The organism is Paenibacillus daejeonensis DSM 15491 (assembly GCF_000378385.1).
Classification (GTDB): Bacteria; Bacillota; Bacilli; order Paenibacillales; family Paenibacillaceae; genus Paenibacillus_D; species Paenibacillus_D daejeonensis.
On sequence record NZ_KB899659.1, the window covers coordinates 370,791 to 396,986 of the forward strand.

The following is a 26,196-nucleotide window of genomic DNA, read 5'->3' on the forward strand; positions in this document are numbered from 1 at the left end:
GCAAGTACCGCAAGGGTAGTATTTCCGGTACGATACCGGAACATGCAGAGGTTGGAGGACCTTGAAGGATTGTCCATGCTTACTCCAAACCTTCTACTCGCCAAAAAAAGACGCAGAGCCTGAGGAGGCCCTGCGTCTTTTTTTACGATCACTTTAGCTAACATTTATTTGAAATAATTCTGCAATCCCGTCGCGATAGCGTCGGCCGCGCGGCGTTGATAATCGGCCCCGCGTACGATGCCTTCATCCTTCTTGTTGGAAAGGAATCCAAGCTCTAGGAGTACTGCCGGTGTACGATTCTCACGCAATACATGATAATCTCCGTAGGCAACTCCATGGCTCTTCAGTCCGATGCCACCGGCAAGCTGACGCTCAATCGCGTGCGCCAACGGACGATCTTTGCTGCTGGAGTAGAAGAAGCTCAAAATGCCTGAGTTGCGCTTGTCGGAAGAATTATAATGAATACTGATAAATGCATCTGCTCCGGCTTCATGACTGATAGCTACCCGTCTTGGCAGCTCCGGCTTCTGGTCGTCCTTAGTACGCGTCATGACGACCGTCGCGCCCAGCGCCTGTAGCCTATCCTTTAAATAGTTTGCTGTGCTGAGATTGATTGTTTTCTCCGCTGTCTTGTAGGTTGTCCCTACCATGCCAGGATCTGATCCGCCGTGCCCCGGATCAATGACAATTACCTTTCCCCGAAGAGAGCCGTTAGACGATCCGCTTGTGGATGAACCGGAAGCCGTTTGTACCGCCGTTCCCTCACCAATATATTGCGAGGACACCCAGCCTCTCTCGTTGCCAGAGACAACCTGCATCCAGCCTTTTACACTTTCTTGAATGGATACAGCTGCTCCCTTATAGAGGACGCCATTAATTTTATAGTCGGTACCAGGACCTGATCGGACCCGTAGCGCATCCACCAGCACGACAGACGTTTTCGAACTGCTCGACGCGACTTGGCGAGGTTGCTCCTTGGATGCCGAAGCGGTGCTTACTGAACCAGGCTGCTTGTCCGTTTTTAACAAGTAGTAGCCAGCTACCCAACCTTCAACATTGCCATGCTTGATTTTGAGCCATCCGTGAAATTCTCTTGTGACTTGTACGATCTCACCTTTTTTTACCGAACCGACAACATCAGCATCCTTGGCCGCATCGGCCCGTACATTCAGGGAATCAGCGATTACCTGGGCGTTGTAACTACTGTTGGCTGAAGCCTGATTAGGTGCCAGTACAAGGATGAAGGCTAATGCCAGCAGCACCCCGCCCCACAGCTTCCATACGTTTAAACTTGCGTTATGTATCATAGCAACCCCTCTCATCATTTAGAAAATCTAAAATAACACCACGGGTCAATGGTGCACACATGGTTATATAAACCATTTAACTAGACTTGAAACACCATTTCGTTAGCCGCGATGATCATGATGGCCGTGATGATGATGGCCTTCTGTCCCCCCGTTCCGGGCATCCGCATACGTGACGGACAACTCTGCGTAGGTTACGCCCTTTTGCACTTGAATCTGCTGTTTGAGCTTGCGGAGACTCGACAGCTTGCCCCGCACTACGATCACCTCCAGACATTGGTCGTGATTGAGATGGACATGCATGGTCGACACAATAGCATCATGATAATCATGTTGAAGCTCCATCAGAACCAGTGGTAGCTCGCTGACATGATGGTCATAGACCATGACGATTGTACCTGCGACCTGCTCGTCATCCTGCAGCTTGGAAGCATCGAGGATCGTTCGCCTGGCCATGTCGCGAATCGCTTCCGACCGGTTGGTGTAGCCTTGTGCTTCGATATATCCGTCGAATGTCTCCAATAACGGTGCCGGAAACGATACGCCAAACCGGATCAATTCATCCTTTTCTGCCATCTCATCACCTGTTCTGCATCAGTTTGTCGTGTTAGTGTACCATATCGCCATCCAATTGAAAACTGGATGAAGCCCCATCCTTTTCCTCAAGAATGGGGCTTGTCGGTCAGCCGCACGACCTATTTATTAGATGCGAGCCAACCTGCCAGCGCTCGAATTTCTTCTGGAGACAGCTTCTTATCAAAGCCTGGCATGCCCCCTCTGCCCTTACTGATGACGACACTTATCTCTTGTTGACTATATCGCGAACCAATGCTTTGCAGACCCGGTCCGATCTTGCCGCGGAGATCTGTCCCATGGCAAGACAAGCAGTGCGTTTTGTAGAGGCCTGCCCCCCCAGTCCCTCCACCAGCTCCAGCTGCAATCATTTCTTGCGAAGGCTCCGGAGCTGCCGCAGCCTCTCCCGGAACCGCCTGGACACACACGATCACGATCATCAGCAAGCCAAGCATAATGCTCCAGCGATAGCAGCTTGTCATTGTTCATGCCTCCCTTCTTTTTTCCTCCAGTAGTATTCTTAGCACTTTCACTGTCAGTTATGATGGGTGCGGAATCATTGACGGATCTACACTAATTTGGGTAGGATAGGTGAAAACCGAACCAATTCAGTAAGAAAAGGACGTTCAACTCGTATGAAGCTTATGATTACCCGGCTCTTACCTATTGCAAGGCATATGCTGCTGGCTCTGCCAGTGGGCGTAACAGCTGGTTGTGCAGCCGCCTTATTCCTTAGCGGACTTGCGCTAGTTACGGATACACGAGAAACACAGCCCTGGCTGCTGTGGCTGCTTCCTGCAGGCGGGGCCTGCATGAGCTGGCTCTATATGCGCTGGGGCCGGACGGCTGCACAGGGCAACCCGCTCATTTTCAGCCGCATCCGCTCGGGTGAAGGAACCGTGCCCCTGCGAATGGGCCCCTTGGTGCTGGTTGGCACATGGGTCACCCACTTGTTCGGAGGTTCGGCTGGCCGGGAAGGAACGGCTGTCCAACTGGGGGCAAGCGCGGCAGAGGCGGTAAGCAGGGTCATGCGTATCCAGCCCCAGCAGAGAAGTCTGCTGCTGCTCTGCGGTGTCAGCGGCGGGTTTGGCGCCGTCTTCGGTACACCGCTTGCGGGGGCCATCTTTGCGCTCGAAGTTTCACAGCTCCGCAGGCCATCATTGGAGCGTCTGTTACCCGCTTTGACCGCCAGCTATGTAGGGCATTGGACAGCTATGGCCTGGGGAACCGAGCATGGGCATTTGACGATGGGGACGCTTCCTTCTATAGGTATGGCAGTGCTGGCCAAGCTGGCATTGGCTGCTGTTTTATTCGGATTGGTTGCCCGTTTGTTCACGAGCCTGCTTTACCATACCCGCACCGTCTTCAGCAGGTGGATCCCCCATCCGGTGCATCGCAGCATCATCGGTGGCTTTCTCCTGATTGGCTTCGTGTTCCTTGCCGATTCACGAGCCTATCTTGGACTCAGTCTGCCGCTGCTTAACGAGGCTTTTGAGGCTCCTGCTGGGGAAATGCAATTTGCTTGGAAGCTGTTGTTTACAGTAGTGACTCTGGGATCAGGTTATCAGGGCGGAGAAGTCACTCCCCTGTTCGTTATCGGGGCAACCTTGGGAAGCACCTTGTCAGGGTGGCTTAGTACACCAACCGCTTGGCTGGCGGCTGTTGGCATGGTGGCCGTCTTTGCCGGGGCTGCCCGGGCACCGTTGGCCTGCTTCGTTATGGGGCTGGAATTATTCGGGGTGGAGGGGGCACTCTATCTGTTCATCGGCTGTATGATCAGCCGACTGTGTGCGGGTGGCCGCGGGTTGTATCACTCGGCTGCAAGCCAGCGCCCCGGCCAGCCCGGGAAGTCTGCGGGGCGCTTGCGAATCAAGTAATGCGCGTGGCGTTAGAGAATTGTTGAATCGGTCCATTCCATCGATCATCCGCAATCAACGTTTCTTTGTACCCCGTATTCGTATACTCGCTAATAACGGTTCGCCAGAACTGCTGAGATTTCACATTCGCTTGTTCTTGCCGAATTTCCCAGTGACCAGGATGCATATCGAATATTTCTTTCACAATGACCCGTCCAATTCGCTTCCCCCGCCATTTGCGCATAATAAAGAAATCCGCCAGATTTCGCGTCGACAAGTCGCGGGGATAGAGCAAGCTGAAACGGTTAATCAGCATGAAGCCTGCCAGCTCGTCATTGATTTGAATCAGGATCGGGATACGACCTTCTTCCGTTCTGCCTGGATCTGTCCAATAATGATCCAGGTCGGGATAATCATAATAGCCATGCCTGTCCGGATCCTTGCCGTTGAATTCACTGGTATCATATAGGTACATCTGCACCAAGTTCCGAAATACCGGTTTTTCCGAGATAGGCGCGTCGATCAGCTTGATCTGGTATCCCCGATGTTCAATTAAATTCATAACAACAACCTCCTCATAACTGAAGTTACTTGCAACCTTGTACTACTTTGGGGTACGATTTCTTTACTAAAGGAGGAGAGAACTATGGCTAGCTATAATGAAATTGAAACCTTAGATCAATGGAAAGAACTGCTGGACGCATCCAAGGAACAATCGGTGGTCGTGTTTAAACACAGTACGACTTGTCCGGTCAGTGCTAATGCGCTTTCTGAATTTAATCAGTACTTGGAAACCGAATCAGGAGATCAGACAACGTATGCTCTTGTAAAAGTCATTGAATCCCGTCCGGTGTCCAATCAAATCACGGAGGATACAGGCGTCAAGCACGAATCCCCGCAAATCATTCTGTTGCGGGACGGCAAGAAATATTGGACGGCGTCCCATTGGTCCATTACTACGGAGCATATGAAAGCCGTAATGCAATAATTAAAATCGTTGATGCCGCTGCCTGAACAGGCAGGCGGCATCTCTATTTATTCGGCAATCTGATTAAGCCCGCTGTACCGGGCGATCTCATCCATTAACCTCCGATTCAGGGGAAATACGAATTGCATTCTCCCGAGCGGCTTCAGACCACTGCGATTATGAATGGTGGCGGCTCGTACATATAGACGGTATTGTTCAGTATCGGGCGTCGTACTGATATATTCTGCATGATCCTCACGTTTGTTCTTATGGGCAAGAAACCGTTCGCCTTGCGCCTCAAATGGAACGATACTGACGATGTCGGCCAGTTTGATATGATAATTGACATGGGGTTTATGGAAGACTAGCTCCCGTGTGGATACCGTTACCCCGTAATTGCTTTTCTTGTGTGATAGTTTGAGATCTCCTTCGATGGTTCGCAGCTGAATAAAATCCGGATGCACAGGCGTCCCCTCCCTTCATTACTGCTTGCTGTCATAATACACAATTTCCCCATCTAGGCTTGTCGAAGTAATATTCAGCAAACCATAGGAATAGGAAGGCTGCCTTCGCTTATCGGTTGGTGAGCCGGGGTTAATCAGAATTACCCCGTTATGCTTCTTGTAAAGCGGGGTGTGTGAGTGTCCGAACACGATGACATCGACCTGATCACCTGCAAAAGCATCAATTGCCCGACTTTCCGTTGTACCTGAACGACCATGCCCATGGACCAGTCCGATACGTCTTCCCGCCACCGGGACAATTTTACGATACCCCAGTAAGTTCACGATTTCCGGGCCGTCATTATTACCAGCAATTCCATCCACCGGGGCGTACTCACTAAGCATCTCATAGACATTCCGGCTCGTCCAGTCTCCCGCATGCAGAATTAAATCGACTTTCGCCAATCCGCGTTTTAGAGCCTCTGGCAGCCCTTTGGCTCTGGCAGGCATGTGTGTATCGGATATAATGGCAATTTGCATAGCATTCCCTCCCGATTCCCCGTAATCATATCCTCCGTTCGATAGCCGGGATAATGTACTCCAACAAGACGTTTTTGGCAAGCATAGCCTTGCTCTTGCCTTCCACCTTCTTGCGAATGACAGCAACCAGATCCAGCTCAGGTATCACAAACAGATATTGCCCTCCGTACCCGAGAGCAAAATATAAATCGTGCCTGCCGTTATGCTCAGCTGAGGATACCCACCAATGATAGCCGTATTCTCCATAGATCGGAGGCTGGAAAAGCGGGAGCCCCCTGGACTGGACCGATGTGGATTCTTCAACCCAACGTTCGGACAGCAAGCGTTCGCCATTCCACAGCCCGCCTTGCAGATAGAGCTGTCCGAATTTGGCCAGATCCTCTGAGGCCATGTGCAGCCCTGCCCCGCCCTCGCTCACTCCCCCGTGACGCGGCCATCGCACACGACGGAAACCCAACTTGTCGAACAATCGGCGCTGAGCAAAGCTCTCCGCTGGTTCACCTGTAACCCGGGTGACAAGAGCAGATAACAGATGCGAACAACCCGAATTATAAGCGAAGGTCTGACCGGGCGGATGAGCCAGCGGCTGTTGCGTGATGTAGCCGACCCAATCCGGTGTCCGTCTCATTTTGAAGTAAGGCTTGTCAAAATCCGGCCACTCAAAGCCCGGGGTCATCGTCAGCAGGTCGCGGACCGTAATTAGCGCTTTACGCCCGTCTCCACTGTCATGCAGCCACTCAAAATAATCGCCCAGTTCGGTATCAAGCCGTAATAATCCTTCATCAATAAGCATGCCAATGAGTGCAGAAACGACGCTCTTGGTACAGGAATAGACCGGACCAATTCGGTCACGCCCCTGCTCATGCCAGCGCCAGGCCATCCTGCCTGACCGGAGCACGATCACATCCTTGATTGCCCATCCGTCCAGTAAAGATGCCAGTACCTCCAAACGAGCCGTACTCATTCCGGCCAACCCTGGATCCGTCATGGGCAGCCGAGTTGCATGCATTCTCATGTTGAACATCGTCTCGGAGCCTCCATTGGAATAGCTTTGTATGTCTGTTTATTGTGATGGACCTTGCCTATGCTTGTCAAATGACTTGCGGGCCCCTGCCCCTTTACTCTCTACTCAGCATACGTCCAAAAACTATAAGGCATACATACATAAAGTAACCAAGAGGTGATCAATCGTGTACACCAAAAAGTACAAGAGCCGCAATATTCGCGGCAAGCTTAAGGTTTGTCGTTATTTGCGTGCCAATCCCGCCACGAAACGGGTCGTCCCGAATACAAAAGCCTTTACCCTTGCCAATCTTCGGCAGATGACAGACCGATACTCCGCCGTATACATCAAGCCGGATATCGGGTCGATGGGAATTGGCATCTTCAAGCTAACCTCGACAGGGACCGGATATACCCTGTATTCCACCTCCAAAAGGAAGCAAAGCGTGGTGCATTTCAGTACCAGGCAAGCCGTTTACAAGCACATCAATAAGAAAAAGGGAACGGGTAAGCTTATCATTCAAAAAGCCATTCTGCTCGATACTGTGGATGGAAAGCCTTACGATATTCGCGCCATGGTACAACGTAAACCCGGCAAGTCTTGGGTGTGTACGGGTTATCTTGTGAAGGTGGGAAAACCGGACCGAATTGTCACGAACTATTATCAGGGAGGCAAGATCTTCACGCTTGCTAAATGGATGGGCAAAAAAGGCTGGAAAGGCTCGCTTGCTCATGCTCGGGAACAAGAACTGAGCCAGACGGCCTTAACCATTTCCAAAACGCTGAGTAAGCGGCGCAGCGGCATGCATGAAATGGGCATTGATTTTGCTTATGATCAGCAGGAACGGCTGTGGGTGTTGGAGGTTAATAGCAATCATCCACAATTTTATCCACTCCGCAAGCTTGACCGTGCCGCCTTCCAGAAAATGAAGGACTATGCTCGGAGTTACGGGCGTAACGATGCATAAACGGCCAATAGCTGTTCCATCAGAGAGCCGGCTCCCTGGGTGGAACGGCTATTGGCCGCCATGGTTATTGAGTGGCTGCGGCAGCATAAAGCTCTCGCAGCTTTTCCGCCTTCACTGAACGCTCGCTTTCCTTAAGCTTGGGACAGCTGTAACAATAATCGCCGCCATCTGTCTTATGGTAGAGACAGCAGACATTTTTCATTTTCAGCTGTTTGCCCGGTTCCCGGTAATCCTCGATGTAACGAGGCTTCACGACCATCGGGTTCCGGTTACGTCCGAATACATCGGGACCCAAGTCCAGAAGAACCGCATAATCCTTGCTTAACCGATCATTGATGGAGCTGTGTGCAGGATCCCCGAGCAAGCGTTCAACGTAAAAACCGACTCTGGTCGGCATTTGCCCCCACAAAAATCCGGGATTCAGGCCGGATGCCTGAGCTGCACTCTCCACTATTGGACGCAGAGTCTCCTGAATTAATGTTGTCAGCTGGCTCCGTACCCACTGCGTTCGATCTTCTGATGCATTGGGGCCCTCCAAACCGCCAAACTCTTGAACGACCGTACGAATCTGACTATATTCGCCCTGCTGGGTAATCTTGATCGTTAACTCTTCGAGAGGCAAACTGAGCGACCGATTCCATGCTGATAACGAATAGAGGGTAGATACAAGCATGCCGCTGCAAAAACTGCTCAAATAGGCGGCTGCAACATCCAGCTCAGAAGCCTTGATGCTGGCGGCATACTTGGCCAAGAAAGTCGTCATGGCTTCAGGCTGTTGAAGGCTGGTGGCCTCTTCAGCGTATAGAGTCTCATGCTCATCATGCTGATCTACAAGAAAAAAATGCTCACCGAGTAATCGGTAATTGACTGGCATCATTAGCGAAGTCGCTCCTTCCGAACAAACAAACATTTCCTCAGATAGTGATAATCATTATCATGATTATAACAAGCTCCGCCCCAGATTACTATCCCTGATCTTTCTAAGCACATAAGACAAGCCTGCACGAGATGCGCAGGCTTGGATTGCTACTTCCAGTGACTGGCGATAAAGCCGTCTCGACCGGATGCATTACGGTACATTTTGTATCGGATGGTGTTTTTGCGATGGTAGCCTTGGTGATAGTCCTCAGCCGCGTAAAACGTCTTAGCTGGAACAATCGGAGTAACAATCGGGTTCGTGAAGACGCCACTTTCTTTCAATCGCTTTTTGGAGGCCTCCGCTTTTTCTTTTTGCTCTTTAGAATGATAAAAGATGGAGGTGCGGTATGACTCACCACGATCATGAAATTGGCCTCCCGCGTCAGTGGGGTCAATTTGCCGCCAAAACAGATCCAATAAATCATCATAGCTGATCAACCTGGGGTCAAATGTAATCTGAACAGCTTCTGCATGTCCTGTCGTTTCGGAGCAAACCTCTTCATACGTCGGATTATCCGTATGCCCACCAGTATAACCAGACAAGACCTCTATCACTCCCGGGCGCTCCTCAAATGGGGAGACCATGCACCAGAAGCAGCCGCCTGCAAATGTAGCTTTTTCAACCTGTGTTTCATTTTGTTGTTCCATCTCACATTGCCTCCTTTTGGGACAGACTGGATAAGACCAGTATACCACAAGGAAGCCCCGACCTGCGCGGTCGGGGCTGCTCGTTCATCTTTTATTAATTAATGGGATTCACGGTTTCTGCCGCGCATACCGGCAAGACCTAGCAGACCCAGCAGACCCAGCCAGCCCCAGTCCATACCGCGGTCATTGTTGGCCGCAGTTGTGCGGTAACGACCGTTGTCCATACCATAAGCACGGGTACCTTCATTGCCGTACGTGCTGTAATTCGAGTCGGAATGGACACGCGTGCTCGTGTTGTATCCATTGGTACCGGCTGTACCGTTCATCGTGTTACCATTGCCACCATTAGTGATCGAACGTTGCGTGTTTTTCATTTCAACACCTGCATTCGACTTATGCATTTTGGAGGACTCAGCAAACGTTGGAACGGCAAGCATCAGCATCAGAGAAGCTACGATCAAAAAGCTCAGCGACAATCGTTTCATGACAGCACATCATCCCTTCTCAATGTTGGTGACATCAAAAGACTCGCCTTAACGACCAGGCTTTATCAGGTCCCGTCATTGTTTTTCCCGGAGGGTGAGTTACTGATACATGGATAATGATGCTGATCTTCAAGGGATCGCTTACCTTTGTTGAGCTAGCTGAATCCGGCTCAGTTCCGGTCTGCAAAACAACCGAAACGGCACGCCGGTAGTCCCGACACCACGATTGGTGTAGATCGTTAATCCTCGCTGATGGTTCACTCGATCCACATAACGGCTGCCTAGTGGTGGTGTAATAAGATGTCCAATCAGTGGCAGCCGAATCTGACCTCCGTGACTATGCCCGGAGAGCTGCAGACGTACGAGGGAAGAATCATCCGCGTAGACATCAGCATAGTCAGGCTCATGAACGAGAACAATAATGAAGTCATCTGGCTGTGTTGCAGCCATTGCAGCTTGTATGTCAGGGACCGCATGCATCGCATCTTCCAGTCCGACGAATGCTACTGTCGCATCCCCTACTTGAATTCGGTGCGCATCATTGCGCAATACTTGGAAACCAGCTTGACTCAGCGCATCGGCTACCTCGTCGGGCGCTTGCCAGTAGTCATGGTTGCCCAATACTGCTACCTTACCGTAAGGGGCATTCAGACGACTCAAAATTGGAATACTGGCTTCCAGAAGATCCGGAGCATTTTCAATCAGATCCCCTGTGAAGCAAAGCATATCATAGGTGTGTTCATTAATATTCTCAACTAGTCGCTCGAGATCCCGGACACCATAATGATAGCCGAGATGAACATCACTAAAATGCAAAATCCGAAAGGACTGGAGATCAGCTGGCAAATCGTCAAAAGAAAGCGTGACCTGATCCGTGCGAAGCCAACGGCGTTCGACCAAGTGAGCATATAAAGGCGTACCTAAACCAGCCGTTAGAATTCCACCTGCTGCCAGCTTAATAAATTCTCTCCTGCTGATCGGTTTCATCCTTGAAGCATCCGGGTGACGCGGATTTCCAATTCAACAATGGAGAACGGCTTCGCCATATACTCTTCCGCGCCCAGCAGCAGCCCCCGAACGACATCATCCTCTTTTCGCCTTGCCGAGAGCATAATTACCTTTGTCTGAACGGACCTCTCATCGGAGGATTCCTTATACTTCTGCAGAAGGGCAAATCCATCAAGCTTCGGCATGACACCATCAAGTATACATACATCAATAGCATTATTCTGCAGGAGATGGAGCGCTTGTTCCCCGTCGCTGGCTTCCAGAATGCGTACCGGCAGATGGCTAAGGTTGGTGACAAGAATATTACGCAAAATTTCGTCGTCGTCTGCAATCAAGAGCGTTCTTTGATGAGGAGCCGGTGTCTCCGGTTGTTCGACACCTTGTTTACTGATTATAATTTGATCCCGTCCATTTTTCTTGGCCCTGTACATGGCCTCGTCTGCGGTACGCAGCCAATCCTCAGCTGACAATGCGTCTCGCCATTGTGAGATACCAGCCGAGAATGTAACATGGTACGATTGTTGATTGACTTTGGCTACCGGCTGCTGATGGACAATCTCGCGCAGCTTGGCAAGCAATTTCTCTGCCTCTTCCTCTGTCGTCCCTGGCATCAAGATAACAAATTCCTCGCCGCCATACCGGGCAATCAAATCGGTTACTCGAGACTGATGGTTCAACAGATTAGCCAACCCTTGCAGCACCTGATCGCCAACTGCATGCCCATAGGTATCGTTAATCCGTTTGAAATAATCAATATCAATAAATGCGACAGAGATCGGTGAAGGGTAGCGTTGGATGCGCTGCAGCTCCGATTGAATCTGGTGATCCATGTACCTGCGGTTGTAAACACCAGTCAAGGGGTCACGAAAGGCCATCTGCTCATAGGTCTTGCTGCGTGTCAGCAGGCTATAAATGCGGGCTGCCAATTCTTCGTATTGAAATGGCTTGGTGACATAGTCGTCAGCTCCCAGATAAAGACACTGCATTTTGTCTTCTAGATCTTGGCGGCCCGACAATACAATCAGGGGAAGCCACTTCAGGGTAGGATCTTCCTTCAAGAACTCGAAGAGATCATAACCAGAATGCGGATGCATCATCAGATCAAGAATCACCAAATCAAAATGTTGATCATGAAGCAGCTGCTTGGCTGCCTCAACCGTAGCGGCCTCCGTGACTGCGTATTCATCGAGCTCCAGCCTTCTGTACAAGTAGGAGCGCAACGCTTCTTCATCATCAATAATAAGTAGCCGGCTACCGGCCATCGTGGGGCGCTCCTTGCTGATGCCGGAGTAGTCCAGCGCGAGTTCTTTCTTGCACACCTCATACTCCATGACCAGCTGCCCCATTAGAGCTTTGCTCTGCGTTAATGCCTCCGGTATTGCTGTGGCTGCATCGGCGCCACATTCAATCCATTCCCACTTATGTAATAAATCTTCAGCCAATTGACCAACTCGGTTGAGTCCAAATACCGGCGCGCTTCCCTTCATGGTATGGAACATCCGATGCAGCGCCTTGCAGCTGTCGAAATCCCCGGTGCTGCCTGCCTTCTCGAGCAAGCGATTAATCTCCGAGAGTTGGGAGCTCATCTCCTGAACAAAACGTTCTCTGCCTTGTCTGATCAGACGCTGGCCCCGATCTTGCTTGGCTTTGAAGCGCTCAGTCTCATTAGGATCCATATCTTCACTTCCCTGAACTAATTAAGTATCTATACAACAGGACAGCATGCAGAGGAGGGCGGCTCACCGCCCTCCTGCACTCTGTTGTTAAGCCTGCTCTTCCAAGGCAGCCATTGCACTTTGGGTCAACCAATCAAACAGCTCATCATCCTCTTCCAAACGATCTTCCATGGCGAAGATTTCTTCTTCGCTTCCGGATGTATCCAAGAAGAATAGTCCATAGGACCACTCCTTGCCTTTCTTGCTCTGCAAAGCCATTTCATAAGCGTCACGGTGGCCTTGAGCTCGGAAATGTACCTTACCGACGTAGCCATCTTCTTTTGAGTAAGTCATAGCCACATGTAGAATTGTAATGTCATCGTTTGCCATTGTTTCATTCCTCGCTTCTTCTCAATACCGACTCGCGGTTTCCATCGATTCCTCTGTTTTCGAGAATACCTGAATCCCGTCAATTAAACAAGTCTAAAACAGTGGGCGAGGCCTTATTCTGGCAGGGGCAGCAGTAACAAACGGTCATCGTTATCGCTTGGACTGCCGCGTCCATCCGTATTGTTGGTGATTACATACAAACCTTGATCGCTTACGATAACATCTCGCAATCGTCCTTCACCCGACAATACATCATCAAGTGGCGTTCCTTCAGCATCAAAGCGGGCCAGGCGTTCGCCTCGCAAGCCTGCAACAACGATGTCCCCATTAGGGAGCACGGCCAAGCCCGAAGGGGCAAGCGTCTCCTCGCCTGTGTGATACAGCGGAGGTACCATACCTGCGGCTTCCTCATCCCCCATCACATCAGGCCAGCCGTAATTGGAACCTGCTTCGATTGCATTCAGCTCATCATGGGCGTTAGGGCCATGTTCCGCACTATACATCTGCATATCGGCATTCCACCCCAATCCTTGCGGGTTGCGGTGACCCGAGCTGTACACATAGGAGGCCGGATCAGGGTTATCCTCGGGCACTTCGCCTTCAGGGGTCATGCGCAAGATTTTGCCGGCAAGCGAGTCTTCCTGCTGCGACAGCGGACGCTCGCCTGCATCACCCGTTGATACGTAGAGCATGCCGTCGGGTCCCCACGCCAGCCTTCCTCCATTATGGGTATTGCCTCCAGGAATATCTTCCAACAACTGTTCTGTTTCTTGCCACCCGCCATCTTCGGTTCGTTCGACAACGACAACGCGATTCAGGGTCGACCCTGATTCCTGGTAGGTGTGATAGACATATAATCTGCCCGTCTCCTCAAAACCCGGGCTGAGCAGGATGCCAAGCATTCCACCTTCACCAGCCGCATGAACTGGCTTTTGCAGCTCAACTGTCTGACGATCCAGCGCACCATCAGCAATGCGTACGATCGCACCCTCCCGTTCACTGACATAGATCGCTTCTTCTCCTACAGCTATCGACCAAGGAGCCTGCAGTTCCTCGGCAACCGTCTCGTAACCGGCGGCTGGAGCTTCGGGTTCCGGTTCGTTTTCTGTAGCAGGTGCTTCCACAGGCGGCTCACTCGTAGGCGGTGGCGCGGTATTGTTTGTATTGGTCGTAGACGTGCCGCAGCCTGCCAACAATGCAGCTGCTGCGAGAACCAAAGCTAATTTCGGTATTTTCATTCGTTTCTCCCTTCTTGAACGATATTCGACACTTCTTGTTACCGACTAGCAAGCTTGATTGTATTCAGTATAATAGATTCATAGCCTACTTCGGTCGGCACTCCCCGGAAAGGAGAATTGGTATGCTTCGCACCGTTATTGGCCGGATGCGTTTCATCGCGATATACGAGGGTTGGTCTTATCTGATCCTCTTGTTCATCGCGATGCCGCTCAAATACATCTTTGACTGGCCTCATGCTGTCAGCGTCGTTGGTGCACTGCACGGCTTACTGTTTGTGCTGTATCTGTTTGCGCTTGCTCACGTGACATTCAAGCACCGCTGGACGCTGCTTCAGGTCATCGCCGGTTTTGTGGCTTCACTTATCCCGTTTGGCACCTTTGTGCTGGACGCCAAGCTCTTGCGCCATCAATCCCATTAATCATTACCCAAAAAGGAGAGCTCATCGCTCTCCTTTTTTGTGAACCTTCTATTACAAATCTAGTTATATACGAAATCGCTTTATTTGGTCCGCTTGTTCCTCCAAGAGCAAAATCTCACGCTGTTTGGGACCAATCAGATCAAAATGCGGATAAGGCTGTCGTTGGTGAATGTACCGCGGGTCGAGGCCATAGCTCTCGCACCAGGCAGATAGCTTGTCTAAATCGGAGCATCCTACTTTGGTGACGGTACGAACGCCAGGAAACCGGGGATCCAACCAATAATGGGTCAAGTAGGCGATCTCACCACGTAGCACTTGATCCTTCCAGCGCTTCATCTCCGGTCTAGTAATGCCAAAAGCCATCCTCTCACCTCTTTACCTCTGCTTATTAATAGGACCTTATGAATGGAAAGGACAGCGCTGATAATCATACGCCGGCTTGACGATATCATTGGTATAACTGCGATGAAAAATCTCCGTAGCAGCGGGAGAGACAGGTGGTATAAGCCAAGCCCAGTTGCCTGTCACCTGACGTCCGGCATCTTGTTCCTGCTGCTCGAATCGAATGAATTGCTCAGCTGCTGTATGATGATCGACGATGCTGACACCGTCTGATTTGAAGGAATGCAGAACCGCCACATTCAGCTCCACAAGCGCTTTGTCCTTCCACAGGGTGACATTGCTCTGTGTTGAAAGGTTCATTAGCTCCGCTACCTTCGGTAGCAGATTATATCTCCCCGAATCAGCCAGGTTGCGGGCACCAATTTCTGTCTCCATGTACCAGCCGTTAAAGGGAGCGGCGGAATAGAGAATGCCTCCAATCTCAAGCGACATATCTGAAATCATCGGTACCGCATACCATTTGACACCCATCTCAGCAATGCCGGGCAGCTCCGGGTGCCGGATCGGCACCTCGAGCACGAGCTCTGGCGGTACGGCTCGCCAAGCTGGCTGTCGATCTCCGCACTGGATCACGATTGGAAGCACGTCATGTGGACTCCCCTCACCGGCCCAGCCCAGCTCCATGCAGACACGGGTAAATGCAACCGAAGCGGGGTCCCCGACAATACCTTCAGGCGTCTCATATCCGGCATAGCGAACCAGTTGGTGATTCCAAATGCGCACTTGTGCTCCGCTTTGCCCGACAGGTTCAAAGATCGTGATCGTCGGCCGGATTCTCCCGCCATTTGTTGCATACCTCATGTGATTGAACACGGCCTCAAACAGCTCATCCTCCGTCTTCAGCCCTCGCGCATCCATGACGGTAAGACTGTTCCAGAACAAACGGCCGATGCACTTATTGCTGTTGCGCCAAGCCACCCTTGCACCAAAGGTTAATTCTTCCAATGTATGCTTGTACGAACCGGTATGGTCAATCTCGCTGAGAACCTCCTGCAGACGCAATAATAGCTCGTTCTCGGACCCGCCCGACTCGGCATAATACTGCCGAATGAAGAGCTCCGCTTCTTTGCTTACCTGACTGTCTTTCTGAACTTGCATTGCACGCCTCATCTCTTTCCTGCTGCCTGCAGCAAACCGTGTATTTCCTCCTATTATAGCTTAATCAGCCTGTTACTGAAAATGCAAAAAGTCCCCCTGCTTAGCGTCTACTCCATTTCCATCCCTGTATTTCTCAGTTCAAACACAAAATCGACTGTAATGTCAGCTGAGGGAAATGCTTCTGTCCAATTTATCTTTTTCCATATAGCAGGATGGAAGGCGTGAATGTCTTTGCCGATCCCCATCGCATCGCTTCTGTAAGCCTGCAATTTTTGAATCATTGTTTTAGCGTTGCCTTCGAGAAATTCATTGGCATCACGTTCAATTCTTCGTATTTCCTCCGCATTGAACAAGTCTTTACCAAAGGTTTTTTCCAAAAGATTCCCTTCCATATGAACTTTATAGTGAACCTTGACCCTGTCTTGTAGCTGCGTGACTGTTTTTCGCGATTTAATTAACTCCGTACTCAGTGTAACCAGCCGGTCTTCTCGCCCATCAAAAGCAAATACCAAATCGCCGCCGTCCTTTTCATCATCGATCCGTAGCATTTGCCATGTTTCCTCAGGTGTCAGCGTGCCTACCATTTGGTCACCACGAAATAGCGCCACACCATCCCACTTAATATCATCTTTGTCGATATCCAATAAGTTAATAAAAGGCTCACGATCATTGGTAGACAAGTCAACGAAAAAATTGCCCAGGTTCATGTCTGGTATGGTCCCCATCTTGGTGCCATTCTCAAACATTGCCATTATAAACACGGAAGGAATTTGATCCAATTTAGGTCTGGAACGCAGAAGCTCGCTTGCTTTACCCTTCACTACGATCGGCCACAGCAAACGTCGAATCTCCGGATCTCTCCGAAACGGATCGCTTACTGTTCTCAGCCCTCTGCGGGCCAGTCCTTCACCAAAAGCAAGAATACGAGTCTGTCCAAAAAAGATTTTTTGGTTTAATCGGTTTTGCAAAGCTTGAATTCCTTCAAGAACGGTACGTCCTTTCTCCTCCATAATGATTACAGCTTCTTTACCGTCGCCGTCACCACCGCCTCCCCCGGAGCCCGAAATTTTGAGTGGAATCGGAATTTGAATACTGACAGACAATAAATTCGGATCATCCTCTACGATATCCAAACCGATTGCCACAACTGTCGTCCGTTCCTCAATTTCACGCCTGTCCCAGCAACCGCTCATCAGTACGATAATGAGGGCCAGAAAAGTCAGACGAACGATGAATTTAGATAATAACATGCACATCATCCCTTCTCTGATTTTCCCCTTCGGAGGACACCAACTAATCCAAAGAACAGCGGAATTCCGAGACCAGCCACCATCCCCATATTGCCAATGATATTTTGTGTAGCGAACAATTGATAGAGATTGTCAGGCCTCATCGCTAGCCAATACAACACTGGCAACAAAATGACTGAGATCCAGCGGTGACTGGAAAACTTGAACATCTGCTTGATAATTAAGGCGGTTGCATAATAAAAGTTGGCCAGCGTCGTAAATACGGCAGTCACCCAGACGGCTAAAAAGGCGGACTCCAAACGTTCTAGAATTAGTCCAGGAACTTCCGTCGTTTTGACCAATTCCAATGTCGGCCATGCCAGAAGCTGCAATTCTTCATAGCCAAACACAGAAATGCCCGCGATAGCAATTAACAAATACAACAGACCAGGTATACTTACGCCAATCATATTGCTTCGAATCAAATGTGGGGATTGTTGAACATTGGCAGAGAATAGCAGCATGACTTCGAAACCAAGCATCGTAGAGGTCATGATAAACGAAGAAGTCATCACCATCTTCCAGTCCAGGTCGAAAAGCGGGAACAGGTTCTCCAACCTGCCACTTTGAAAGGAAGACACCGCAATAATCAAGATAGGGACGACAATGAGGGGCAGCATGATTTCGTTTACCCGGGCCATGACCTCTACGGCATACATGGTCATAAATAAACCTGCAACCAGCATCGTAACAATGATTACCTCTACAGGCGTGGTAGGCAGCATCGTTGTCGATACAACCTCACCGAACAAGCGCGCCACAAGAGCGGAGGCCCAGCCCCAGTAGACAAGTAACAACAGCAAAAAAGGAAACACCAGCACTTTTCCAATCCATTTCAGCCGGGGTGGCGCCAGCAACTCAGCCCCATAACCAACAATACTTTGGCCACCAAACCGCCCTCCCAAACGAGAAATCACCCAAGTCATCAGCATCGCAATTGCCGTACCGATAACAATCCCGATCCAGCCACTCTGATTTGTTCCATGTACAGCCACCCGGGGAAGAGTCAACACGCCGACGCCAATCATCGTACTTGCAATAATCGAAGCAGACTGTCTGCTGCTAATGACAGAGCCTTCTGACTCACTGTTGCTGCTTTTCTTAGAAGGTTGATCGGTATTGCCATTACCAGCAGGGCTATTTGGTTTCCTGGCCGTCGGATCCTTTGGTTGCATTGCTCGTCTCACCCTCCTTGTCTATTTGCACAGACGAATCCCCAACCCGGATCGGATCCTGCGGATTGAACGGTGCGGGACGTCTGAACATCCACTGAAGCGGCGCCCGGATTAAGGTATCTTTATTGGCATTAATGTCCATCGGTGTCATCGGAGAAAGATACGGAACCCCAAACGATTTAAGTGAACATAGATGCACAATAATTAGAATCAACAACAGCATAATACCGTACAAACCAAACAGCGATGCAGCAATCATCATCGGGAATCTCAGCATTCGCAACGCAATAGCCGCGCTGTAGCTAGGAGAGGCAAACGAGCCAATGGTCGTCAATGCCACGATGATAACCATGATTGGACTAACAATCCCTGCTTGGACCGCAGCCTGTCCTACAACAAGTGCGCCGACGATGCCAATCGTAGGACCGATAGGACCTGGTAGCCGCACACTTGCCTCACGCAGGATTTCCATTGTCACTTCCATTAGAAAGGCCTCGATGATAGAAGGAAACGGCACCGTAGAGCGGCCCGCTGCCATCGCAATTACCAGCCTCGACGGAATCATCTCAGGATGGAACGAACTAAATGCAATGTAGAGCGAAGGTAGAAGCAAAGCCATCCCCATACTGATAATCCGGATAAAACGAATGAGTGTGCCAATCAAAAAACGCTCGTAATAGTCCTCCGGGCTCTGATAAAACTGGGCGAAAACCGAGGGCGCAATTAATACAAATGGCGTCCCGTCACAAACGACAACCACTCTTCCTTCGAGAATATTCGCTACCGCCTTATCCGGCCGTTCCGTGTTCTGAATAATCGGGAACGGGCTGATATGATGGTCCTCGATAAACTGCTCAATATATCCACTCTCCAGGACGGCATCAATATCAATTCCGTCAATCCGGCGCTTAACCTCTTCGACCAGCTTGGGGTCGGCGATATCCTCCAGATACATGATTGAAATGTCTGTCAGGCTTCGCCGTCCTACCTTCATACTCTCCACGCACAAGTTGGGGTCTTTGAGCCGCCGCCTGATCATGGCAGTATTCGTACGAATGGTCTCCGTGAAGCTGTCACGCGGACCGCGGACAACGGACTCGGTGCTTGCCTCTTCGATACCTCTCTGTATCCAGCCCTTGGCGTTGAGCTGAAGCACGCGTGGCACCCCGTCAATAAGAACTGCCGCATCGCCGGTCAGAACGGTATTGACAACATCCTTAAGCGTTTTTCCGACTTTGAGATCATTGATAGGTATGCCTAACCGGCGGAGTTCGTCCTCAGCAGCCTGCATATTGTCGTGCAGGGTCGTTTCGAACATACCCGCTTTTAGAATAAAATCATCCGTCAATTGCGTATCGGATAATCCATCGATGAAGAGAACAGCCGCTCGTTTCGGTGAGTCTTTGCCAAGGTAGAATTCCCGGACCACCATATCGTTGCTAGTTTTAAGAGCATTCTCTACTAATTTGAGAGCTTCGGCGAGTGTTTCAGGCAATTGGACTTCCCCCATATGATCCAGCTTCGTTTTGAGTCTCTGGCTCATATGGGCTTTCATCCTTTTTTTTCGTCCGGATGTCAGCTTGGATTTAAGAATTTGAAAAAAACTGGCTTTCATCATGACCGTTCCACCCCACTTTACGGAAAATCAGCGCATCACTGCCAATGTGCGCAGGTTAGGGGTATTGTTACCAGCCGTATGGCCAATTATTCCTTTCTAGTCTTAGCTGTTGTGGTATACTCTAAGGATGTCAAGCAAATACGAAATGAGGCTATCGCATGTCCAATACATTTGAACAATTGAAGATCAATCCCGAGCTTACGTCTCTCCTGAAGCAAAACGGCATCATTGTACCGACCCCGGTACAAGAAGCAGCGATTCCACTGGCGCTTGAAGGCAAGGATATCATCGTCCAGGCCCAGACAGGCACAGGCAAGACACTCGCCTTCGCCCTGCCAATCCTCCAGCGCATCCAACCAGCCTCTCCACATGTCCAGGCTTTGATTGTGACACCGACTCGCGAGCTGGCCATTCAGATTACACAAGAATTGCAAAAGCTCGCACCTGCAACCGGCTGCCGAGTTCTCGCCGCGTACGGAGGACAGGACGTGGAAGCGCAAATTCGCAAGCTGCAAGGTGCCGCACACATCGTGGTAGGCACTCCCGGACGTCTGCTCGACCATCTTCGTCGGGAGACCATTTCCTTGTGGAAGCTCCAAACCCTGATTCTTGATGAAGCGGACCAAATGCTGCATATGGGCTTCTTGGCAGAAGTTCAGGAAATCATCGAGCAAACAAGCAAGCATCGTCAGACCATGCTGTTCTCCGCTACCATGCCGGACAGCGTCCGCAACCTGGCGGCCAATTACATGACGAAGCCGGAGGATACGCGGATCCGGGGGACGCACGTAACGTTGGATACCATCAAGCAAATCGTCATTGAGACGACGGATAGGGCAAAACTGCAAACGTTGATTCAATTGATTGAACAAGATAATCCTTATCTTGCCGTAGCCTTCTGCCGCACCAAGATTCGTGCCAAGAAGCTGACCGAATCCCTGCAGGAGCATGGATTGATGGTGGACGAGCTTCATGGCGATCTGACTCAGGCCAAGCGGGAACAAGTTATGAAGCGATTCCGGGATGCCAAGCTCCAAATCCTTGTGGCCACGGACATCGCTGCCCGCGGGTTGGACGTAGAAGGCGTCACGCACGTCTACAATTATGACATTCCCCATGATGCAGAATCGTATATCCATCGGATCGGACGTACGGGGCGGGCAGGACAGGAAGGCAAAGCGGTAACGCTGGCGTCCCCGCGCGATCGTATGACACTGCAAGCGATCGAACGCGGCATCCACGCTACGCTGGAACGCCAGCGCATGGCTGGCGGATCGACAGAACCGTCGGTGCAAGCGAGCAGCACTTCCTCTGCCCCATCGTCTCGAGGCGGTTCCTCAGCCGGACGCGGTGCTCGTGGCCGGGGGGCCGGTACGGAGAGATCTGCCGGCAGAGGAGGCTCTGCACAACAAAAAGGCCGCGAGCGCGACCGTGGTCAAGAACGAGGAAAACGTGGTTCGAGCGCGTCATCCCAAACTAGTGCGGGACGCGGCTCCAAAGGCGCCTCCCAAGCATCAGGAGGACGCGATCAGGCGCGAGGCTGGGGCACGGGTCCAGACCCTAAGCCACAGCAAGGCACTGGCGGCAGGGGATCACGGAGCAGCCAAACTGGTCGCAGCGGCCGCAATTCGGCGGCGGGCAAGCCCGGAAGAACAGATAACCGTGGCGGATCGGGACGCGGAAGACGCGGGAGGTAAGGTTACCCCCGCGGCTTCACCCGGTTGGTAGCCTTAGCAGTCAGGGGTTCATCTGGCCAATAATGCTTCGGGTACCTGCCTTTCAAATCCTTTTTCACTTCAAAATACGCTTCTCTCCAGAAGCTTGCCAAATCCCGCGTGACCTGCACCGGCCGCCCTGCCGGCGAGAGCAAATGCAGCGTCAGCGGGATTTTGCCATGGCATAACCTCGGCGTCTGCAGCCAGCCAAACGTCTCCTGCAGCCGGACAGCTAGCGCAGGTGCATCCGGATCCTGGTAATCTATTGGAATCGAGGATCCACTCGGGACCCGAATGTGTGTGGGCGCTTGCTCCTGAAGCTCGGTTCGCTGGCGCCAGCTCAGCATTGCCTCCAAGATACCAGACAAGGACAGCCGCTGCAGATCGGCCTTCGACCGCATCCCATACAAATGCGGGAGCAGCCAGTGCTCCACACTGTCTCTTAAAGACTGTTCGGACACATCAGGCCACTCTGGCTCATGACAATGCATGAACTGCATCCGCTCGCGCAATTGCCGATGGGCACGGCTCCACGGCAGCATGTCCAGGCCTTGACGTTGGACGGCCGCAGCCAGCACCTCGGCCACCTGAATCGGATCTGCTCCCGCCAATGGCCGCTCGCGAATGATCAAAGCGGACAACCGCTGCTGCTCCGTGGCCTTCACACTCTGCTGTTCTTCAAGCCACACCAGTATGGTGTGGCTCTTCATATGCTCTTGAAAGCGTTGCATCAGATCACGTTCAGCCAGCTCTGCCGCAATGAGAATCCGGCTCTCAGCACCTTGATCGTCCAAGTGAACTGCAACTAAATAAGGAGCAGCAGACATCGACTCCAGCCGAGGGAGCACGGCTCCCCTGCCACTACTTAGCAGGTAAGTACCACTGCTGCGTCGCTGCGCGATCCGGTCCGGATAGGCAATGGCAGCTAGTAGGCCACAGCTCTGCTCATCCCCTGATGCAGCACGTGATGAATCCTCTGCAACCTCTGGACGCAAGGCCCTCACTTCTTGTCTTACCCGTTGAAGAACACTCTCATCGAGCGTACACCCCGGTGGAACCTTGCCGCTGCAAGCTTCCATCCGCAGCCAAAGATCTGCGGATAGCGTCCCATCTGCCGGACGCAGCACATCCCGCTCCTGCAACAGCGCGGCTAGCAGAAGTCCTTGTTCTGCTAGCCCCATGGACACAGCTGACAGCAGCATATGTGCCAGCCTCGGATGAAGAGGAAGCTCACTCATTCGTCTGCCGTGTGTTGTGAGCTGACCGGCCATATCCAAGGCTTGCAGCTCCTGCAGCAATTCGATAGCCTGCCTGTAGGCAGCTTCCGGCGGGGGATCCAGCCAGCTCAACTCTTCAGGGTGCTGCACACCCCAAGCCGTCAGCTCCAGAGCGACGGAAGACAACTCTGACTGCCGGATCGCCGGTTGAATCATAGGCTCGAGCTGCTGTTCCTCCTCCCTGGTCCAGAGCCGGTAACAATGCCCGGGTCCAAGTCGGCCAGCCCGTCCGCGTCTCTGGTTGGCCGAGGCCACAGCCACACGTACCGTTTCCAGACGCGACATTCCCGTGCGTGGCGAGAAGCGCGAGGTGCGTGACCACCCGCTGTCAACCACGATACGTACACCCTCCACCGTTAGACTCGACTCCGCAATGGATGTCGCTAGGATGATTTTTCGCAAGCCTGCCGGATGGCTCTTAACTGCTTCGTCCTGAGCGGACATAGGCAGGTTCCCGTGCAGAATCGTGACATGAGTGTCTGTCAGATCCGCCCGGGCGAGCAACGATTGAACCCGCCGAATCTCAGGCACCCCGGGCAGGAAGACAAGCAAGTCGCCTTCTGGTTGCTCCATGAGAGCCCGCTTGACTTGCTCCGCAACTAGTGGTTCTAACGGCCCCTTGGTTGGACGATCCAGGTAATGCGTCGTAACCGGATAGCTCTTGCCAGCGCTCTCAATGATCGGCGCATTCCCAAGCAATTGGGAGACGGCAGCCGTATCCAGTGTCGCAGACATGACCAGGATTCGCAGATCCTCGCGCAGCAGCTGCTGCGTCTGAAGACAAAGCGCCAGTCCAAGATCGGCATGCAGGCTCCGCTCATGATATTCGTCGAACAGGATGATACCATAAGACTCGAGCGCTTGGTCTGATTGCAGCATACGTGTCAGAATTCCTTCCGTTACAACTTCAATGACAGTGTGCGGCCCCACTTTCGTATCCTGCCTCACCCTGTACCCAACACGCTCACCAACTGCTTCCCCGAGTGCTGCCGCCATGTAGCGGGCGGCTGTACGGGCAGCCAGCCGTCGCGGCTCCAGCATAATGATTTTTTTGCCTTGCAGCCAAGTCTCTCCCATGAGCGCCAGTGGAACCAGAGTTGTCTTGCCTGCCCCCGGAGGTGCGGCAAGCACCACATTAGCATGCTCACTTAAGGCCGCCTGGAGCTGAGGTATGACCTCCAGAATCGGCAGCTTCGGACGGAATGGCCCGTTGCTAGTGTTTCCCATGTATAACCTCTTTCCTTTCTAAATCTCTAGTCCTTGGCAAACTGCAAGGGAAGACGCAGGACGAAGGCCGCTCCTTCCTCGCGCCCCCTCTCAGCATGGATCGTCCCGTTCATTAATTCGGTCAGCTTCTTGCAGATGGCCAGTCCGATTCCCGTACCCTCGTAATGCCGGTTCAAATCCGAGTCCAGCTGGCTGAATGGCTCAAATAACAGGTCATATTTGTCCTCCGCAATTCCGATCCCCGTGTCTGTGACTCTGATCTCCAGCATTGGTTTGTTGTTCGACGACGACTCCACGAAAACCTCTGCCTTCACCTGAATGGAACCGTTATCCGTAAATTTCACTGCATTCCCTAATAGCTGCACTACGATTTGCCGGATTCTTTCGGCATCGCCAAGCAAAGGCTGTTCGAACAGTTCATCCTGCTCATACGAAAGCGGCAATTGTTTTTCACTGGCCTGCATCAGCACCATGTCCAGACACTCCTGAATAAGGGGTTCCAGCATATACGGCTCTTCCGACAATACCAGCATATCCGTATCCATCATCGCCAGCTCCAGCATCCCGTTGATCATGCTCATCAGAGCTTCGCCGCTCTGCGCTTGCTGTACGAGCAACTGCTCCTGATATTCATCCGGCTCACTGTCGGACAACAGCTGATTCATGCCGATAATTCCGTTCAGCGGCGTCCGGATTTCATGACTCATCATCGACAAAAATTCGCTTTTCAGCCGGGACGCACCCTCCGCTGCTTCCTTGGCCAATACCAGCTCCTGCTCCGCCTTTCGCTGCTCGGTGATATCCTTGGAGATCATGTAAATATATAATCTCTGACCGAGGTACAGGGGAAACATGGTCGTCTGGACGGTCAAGCTATGGCCGTCTGCATGTTGTATCCGAAAATCTGATTTCTGCGGCAACCCCCGCATCACTTCCCCCAGGCTCTGGCGCAAGCGCTCCAATTCCTGTGTGTCAGCCATCAGCGAACGATAATCTCGCTCACGGAAATCCGTCATCTTGTAACCCGTTATTCGTTCAAAGGCGGGGTTAGAGCTAATAAATATTCGTTCTTGCGGATCAAAACATACGACAATATCGGGACTATAATCAAATAAGCTCATATATCTGCGCTCATTGTTGCGTGCAACCTGCATCACTCTCTGCAAGTCGGAAATCAATCCGACAATGACTACACCAAGTGTAAGTATGCCTCCGGCACCGGCTATGATTGCAACCAGCGATCGCTCAATCCCGTACCAGCCAGTATACACGAAATCAGGCTCAGGCGATATTCGAAATGCCAAGATCGCAATGCCGTTGACCAGCGCCAGAGCAGCACCCGTCAACAAACTGCCAAAAAGCTTCCTGCGAATGGTGAGCAAGGGTGTGAGGCGTTTCTTATAGCTATACGTGGCATACACAGCTGCGAGTGCAAAAATGAAGGTTAGCGTAATAGAGATGACGGCCGACAACGGATGAATACTCGTTGTAGCCCCAAAAGCCATCGATTGAAGACTGGCATAGTGCATCATAATCAGTGCACCCGCTACCCCTGTGCTCCATAGCGGCAAGGTGGGCCAATGCGTCTTGCGACTTGTTAATAGCAAGAGCAGCAATTGGGCGGACAGCATGGCAAAAAGGAAGGATAAGAGAAGAAATAAGGGGTTGAAGTAGATCGCATGGCTGTGCTTCATGGAGAGCAAGGCAATGAAGTGCATCGTCCATATTCCTGTGCCCATAATAATGGATTGGATGAGGGTCCAGCCTCTCACACCGGCATGTCCAGCCATGGTCCGTTCTACAATATCCATGATGGCAAAGGCTGCCGACGCGGCGATGACCAGAGAAAAAATAATGAGTAATTCGTTGAAGTTCATAATGTGATCCGGCATCTCGCTCCCCCTCTCTCCAGGCCATCTCTCTATAGGCTCTCGGCAGTTATACACTTTTACACCATCTGGGGGTAGACCAATCATGA

The 26,196-nt window shown here is 51.6% G+C and carries 25 protein-coding genes and 1 pseudogene; 5 read left to right on the plus strand and 21 right to left on the minus strand.

The window, feature by feature from the left end; all coding sequences use genetic code 11:
* Nucleotides 1-164: 164 nt before the first annotated feature.
* From F556_RS0101680 to F556_RS0101690, 3 genes are all read right to left on the minus strand, one after another.
* Nucleotides 165-1,307, minus strand: a complete 1,143-nt coding sequence (locus tag F556_RS0101680) for an N-acetylmuramoyl-L-alanine amidase family protein (RefSeq protein ID WP_020615148.1) — start codon at nucleotides 1,305-1,307, stop codon at nucleotides 165-167.
* A gap of 102 nt (nucleotides 1,308-1,409) precedes the next feature.
* The gene (gene nikR, locus F556_RS0101685) at nucleotides 1,410-1,883 is read right to left on the minus strand and encodes a nickel-responsive transcriptional regulator NikR (RefSeq protein ID WP_020615149.1); all 474 of its coding nucleotides are present in this window, start codon (nucleotides 1,881-1,883) and stop codon (nucleotides 1,410-1,412) included.
* Between the two features lie 119 nt (nucleotides 1,884-2,002).
* On the minus strand, nucleotides 2,003-2,362 hold the full coding sequence (locus tag F556_RS0101690) for a c-type cytochrome (protein ID WP_020615150.1): 360 nt from the start codon (nucleotides 2,360-2,362) through the stop codon (nucleotides 2,003-2,005).
* Nucleotides 2,363-2,515: 153 nt separating this feature from the next.
* On the opposite strand from F556_RS0101690, the gene F556_RS33070 reads away from it, so the two are divergent.
* Entirely contained in the window at nucleotides 2,516-3,757 is a 1,242-nt protein-coding gene (locus F556_RS33070; protein ID WP_020615151.1) for a chloride channel protein, read from the plus strand.
* Here F556_RS33070 and F556_RS0101700 read toward each other — a convergent pair.
* Nucleotides 3,750-4,298 (minus strand): GNAT family N-acetyltransferase, encoded by a 549-nt coding sequence (locus tag F556_RS0101700; RefSeq protein WP_020615152.1) that lies wholly within the window; start codon nucleotides 4,296-4,298, stop codon nucleotides 3,750-3,752. The genes F556_RS33070 and F556_RS0101700 overlap by 8 nt on opposite strands.
* Nucleotides 4,299-4,382: 84 nt before the next feature.
* On the opposite strand from F556_RS0101700, the gene ytxJ reads away from it, so the two are divergent.
* A complete protein-coding gene (ytxJ, locus tag F556_RS0101705; protein ID WP_020615153.1) occupies nucleotides 4,383-4,724 on the plus strand; it encodes a bacillithiol system redox-active protein YtxJ in 342 nt (113 codons plus the stop codon).
* A gap of 47 nt (nucleotides 4,725-4,771) precedes the next feature.
* Here the strand turns inward: ytxJ and F556_RS0101710 are convergent, their stop codons facing one another.
* Genes F556_RS0101710 through F556_RS0101720 form a run of 3 tightly spaced genes read right to left on the minus strand, consistent with a single transcriptional unit; the run spans nucleotide 4,772 to nucleotide 6,710 of the window.
* On the minus strand, nucleotides 4,772-5,167 hold the full coding sequence (locus F556_RS0101710; protein ID WP_020615154.1) for a hypothetical protein: 396 nt from the start codon (nucleotides 5,165-5,167) through the stop codon (nucleotides 4,772-4,774).
* 18 nt (nucleotides 5,168-5,185) lie between these two features.
* A complete protein-coding gene (locus F556_RS0101715) occupies nucleotides 5,186-5,686 on the minus strand; it encodes a metallophosphoesterase family protein (RefSeq protein WP_020615155.1) in 501 nt (166 codons plus the stop codon).
* A 25-nt stretch (nucleotides 5,687-5,711) separates the two neighbouring features.
* Nucleotides 5,712-6,710 carry a serine hydrolase domain-containing protein gene (locus F556_RS0101720; protein WP_020615156.1) on the minus strand — a complete coding sequence of 333 codons (999 nt, stop codon included), beginning with the start codon at nucleotides 6,708-6,710 and terminating at the stop codon, nucleotides 5,712-5,714.
* Between the two features lie 166 nt (nucleotides 6,711-6,876).
* Here F556_RS0101720 and F556_RS0101725 point away from each other — a divergent pair, with 166 nt between their 5' ends.
* Nucleotides 6,877-7,656: a YheC/YheD family protein gene (locus tag F556_RS0101725; protein ID WP_020615157.1), complete on the plus strand. Its 780-nt coding sequence runs from the start codon at nucleotides 6,877-6,879 to the stop codon at nucleotides 7,654-7,656.
* Nucleotides 7,657-7,720: 64 nt separating this feature from the next.
* Here F556_RS0101725 and F556_RS0101730 read toward each other — a convergent pair whose 3' ends face one another.
* The 7 genes and pseudogenes from F556_RS0101730 to F556_RS0101760 all read right to left on the minus strand — a co-directional run bounded on the left by F556_RS0101730 (nucleotide 7,721) and on the right by F556_RS0101760 (nucleotide 13,998).
* Nucleotides 7,721-8,533 carry a (2Fe-2S)-binding protein gene (locus F556_RS0101730; RefSeq protein ID WP_020615158.1) on the minus strand — a complete coding sequence of 271 codons (813 nt, stop codon included), beginning with the start codon at nucleotides 8,531-8,533 and terminating at the stop codon, nucleotides 7,721-7,723.
* Between the two features lie 155 nt (nucleotides 8,534-8,688).
* Nucleotides 8,689-9,222: pseudogene (gene msrA, locus F556_RS0101735) on the minus strand (peptide-methionine (S)-S-oxide reductase MsrA); the annotation flags it as partial.
* A 98-nt stretch (nucleotides 9,223-9,320) separates the two neighbouring features.
* Complete coding sequence (locus tag F556_RS38685; RefSeq protein ID WP_020615160.1) at nucleotides 9,321-9,707, minus strand: WGxxGxxG family protein; 387 nt, start codon at nucleotides 9,705-9,707, stop codon at nucleotides 9,321-9,323.
* A 141-nt stretch (nucleotides 9,708-9,848) separates the two neighbouring features.
* Nucleotides 9,849-10,694 carry a metallophosphoesterase gene (locus F556_RS0101745; protein ID WP_020615161.1) on the minus strand — a complete coding sequence of 282 codons (846 nt, stop codon included), beginning with the start codon at nucleotides 10,692-10,694 and terminating at the stop codon, nucleotides 9,849-9,851.
* Entirely contained in the window at nucleotides 10,691-12,391 is a 1,701-nt protein-coding gene (locus F556_RS0101750; RefSeq protein ID WP_020615162.1) for a diguanylate cyclase, read from the minus strand. The genes F556_RS0101745 and F556_RS0101750 overlap by 4 nt, the downstream gene beginning before the upstream one ends.
* 87 nt (nucleotides 12,392-12,478) lie before the next feature.
* On the minus strand, nucleotides 12,479-12,760 hold the full coding sequence (locus F556_RS0101755) for a hypothetical protein (protein ID WP_020615163.1): 282 nt from the start codon (nucleotides 12,758-12,760) through the stop codon (nucleotides 12,479-12,481).
* A gap of 113 nt (nucleotides 12,761-12,873) precedes the next feature.
* Nucleotides 12,874-13,998 carry a PQQ-dependent sugar dehydrogenase gene (locus tag F556_RS0101760; RefSeq protein WP_020615164.1) on the minus strand — a complete coding sequence of 375 codons (1,125 nt, stop codon included), beginning with the start codon at nucleotides 13,996-13,998 and terminating at the stop codon, nucleotides 12,874-12,876.
* Nucleotides 13,999-14,120: 122 nt separating this feature from the next.
* On the opposite strand from F556_RS0101760, the gene F556_RS0101765 reads away from it, so the two are divergent.
* On the plus strand, nucleotides 14,121-14,417 hold the full coding sequence (locus F556_RS0101765; protein ID WP_020615165.1) for a DUF3817 domain-containing protein: 297 nt from the start codon (nucleotides 14,121-14,123) through the stop codon (nucleotides 14,415-14,417).
* Nucleotides 14,418-14,480: 63 nt separating this feature from the next.
* Here the strand turns inward: F556_RS0101765 and F556_RS0101770 are convergent, their stop codons facing one another.
* From F556_RS0101770 to F556_RS0101790, 5 genes are all read right to left on the minus strand, one after another.
* Nucleotides 14,481-14,780: a hypothetical protein gene (locus tag F556_RS0101770; protein ID WP_020615166.1), complete on the minus strand. Its 300-nt coding sequence runs from the start codon at nucleotides 14,778-14,780 to the stop codon at nucleotides 14,481-14,483.
* Nucleotides 14,781-14,816: 36 nt separating this feature from the next.
* Nucleotides 14,817-15,917: a nitric oxide synthase oxygenase gene (locus F556_RS0101775; protein WP_020615167.1), complete on the minus strand. Its 1,101-nt coding sequence runs from the start codon at nucleotides 15,915-15,917 to the stop codon at nucleotides 14,817-14,819.
* Nucleotides 15,918-16,024: 107 nt separating this feature from the next.
* A complete protein-coding gene (locus F556_RS0101780) occupies nucleotides 16,025-17,167 on the minus strand; it encodes a Ger(x)C family spore germination protein (RefSeq protein WP_020615168.1) in 1,143 nt (380 codons plus the stop codon).
* Nucleotides 17,168-17,172: 5 nt separating this feature from the next.
* Nucleotides 17,173-18,381: a GerAB/ArcD/ProY family transporter gene (locus F556_RS33080; RefSeq protein WP_020615169.1), complete on the minus strand. Its 1,209-nt coding sequence runs from the start codon at nucleotides 18,379-18,381 to the stop codon at nucleotides 17,173-17,175.
* Complete coding sequence (locus tag F556_RS0101790; RefSeq protein ID WP_020615170.1) at nucleotides 18,344-19,999, minus strand: spore germination protein; 1,656 nt, start codon at nucleotides 19,997-19,999, stop codon at nucleotides 18,344-18,346. The genes F556_RS33080 and F556_RS0101790 overlap by 38 nt, the downstream gene beginning before the upstream one ends.
* Before the next feature lie 158 nt (nucleotides 20,000-20,157).
* Here F556_RS0101790 and F556_RS0101795 point away from each other — a divergent pair, with 158 nt between their 5' ends.
* Complete coding sequence (locus F556_RS0101795) at nucleotides 20,158-21,696, plus strand: DEAD/DEAH box helicase (RefSeq protein ID WP_020615171.1); 1,539 nt, start codon at nucleotides 20,158-20,160, stop codon at nucleotides 21,694-21,696.
* Between the two features lie 2 nt (nucleotides 21,697-21,698).
* Here F556_RS0101795 and hrpB read toward each other — a convergent pair whose 3' ends face one another.
* Nucleotides 21,699-24,218 (minus strand): ATP-dependent helicase HrpB, encoded by a 2,520-nt coding sequence (gene hrpB / locus F556_RS0101800; protein WP_020615172.1) that lies wholly within the window; start codon nucleotides 24,216-24,218, stop codon nucleotides 21,699-21,701.
* A 26-nt stretch (nucleotides 24,219-24,244) separates the two neighbouring features.
* Nucleotides 24,245-26,110, minus strand: coding sequence for an ATP-binding protein (locus tag F556_RS0101805; protein WP_020615173.1), 1,866 nt, complete (start codon nucleotides 26,108-26,110; stop codon nucleotides 24,245-24,247).
* Nucleotides 26,111-26,196: the final 86 nt, after the last annotated feature.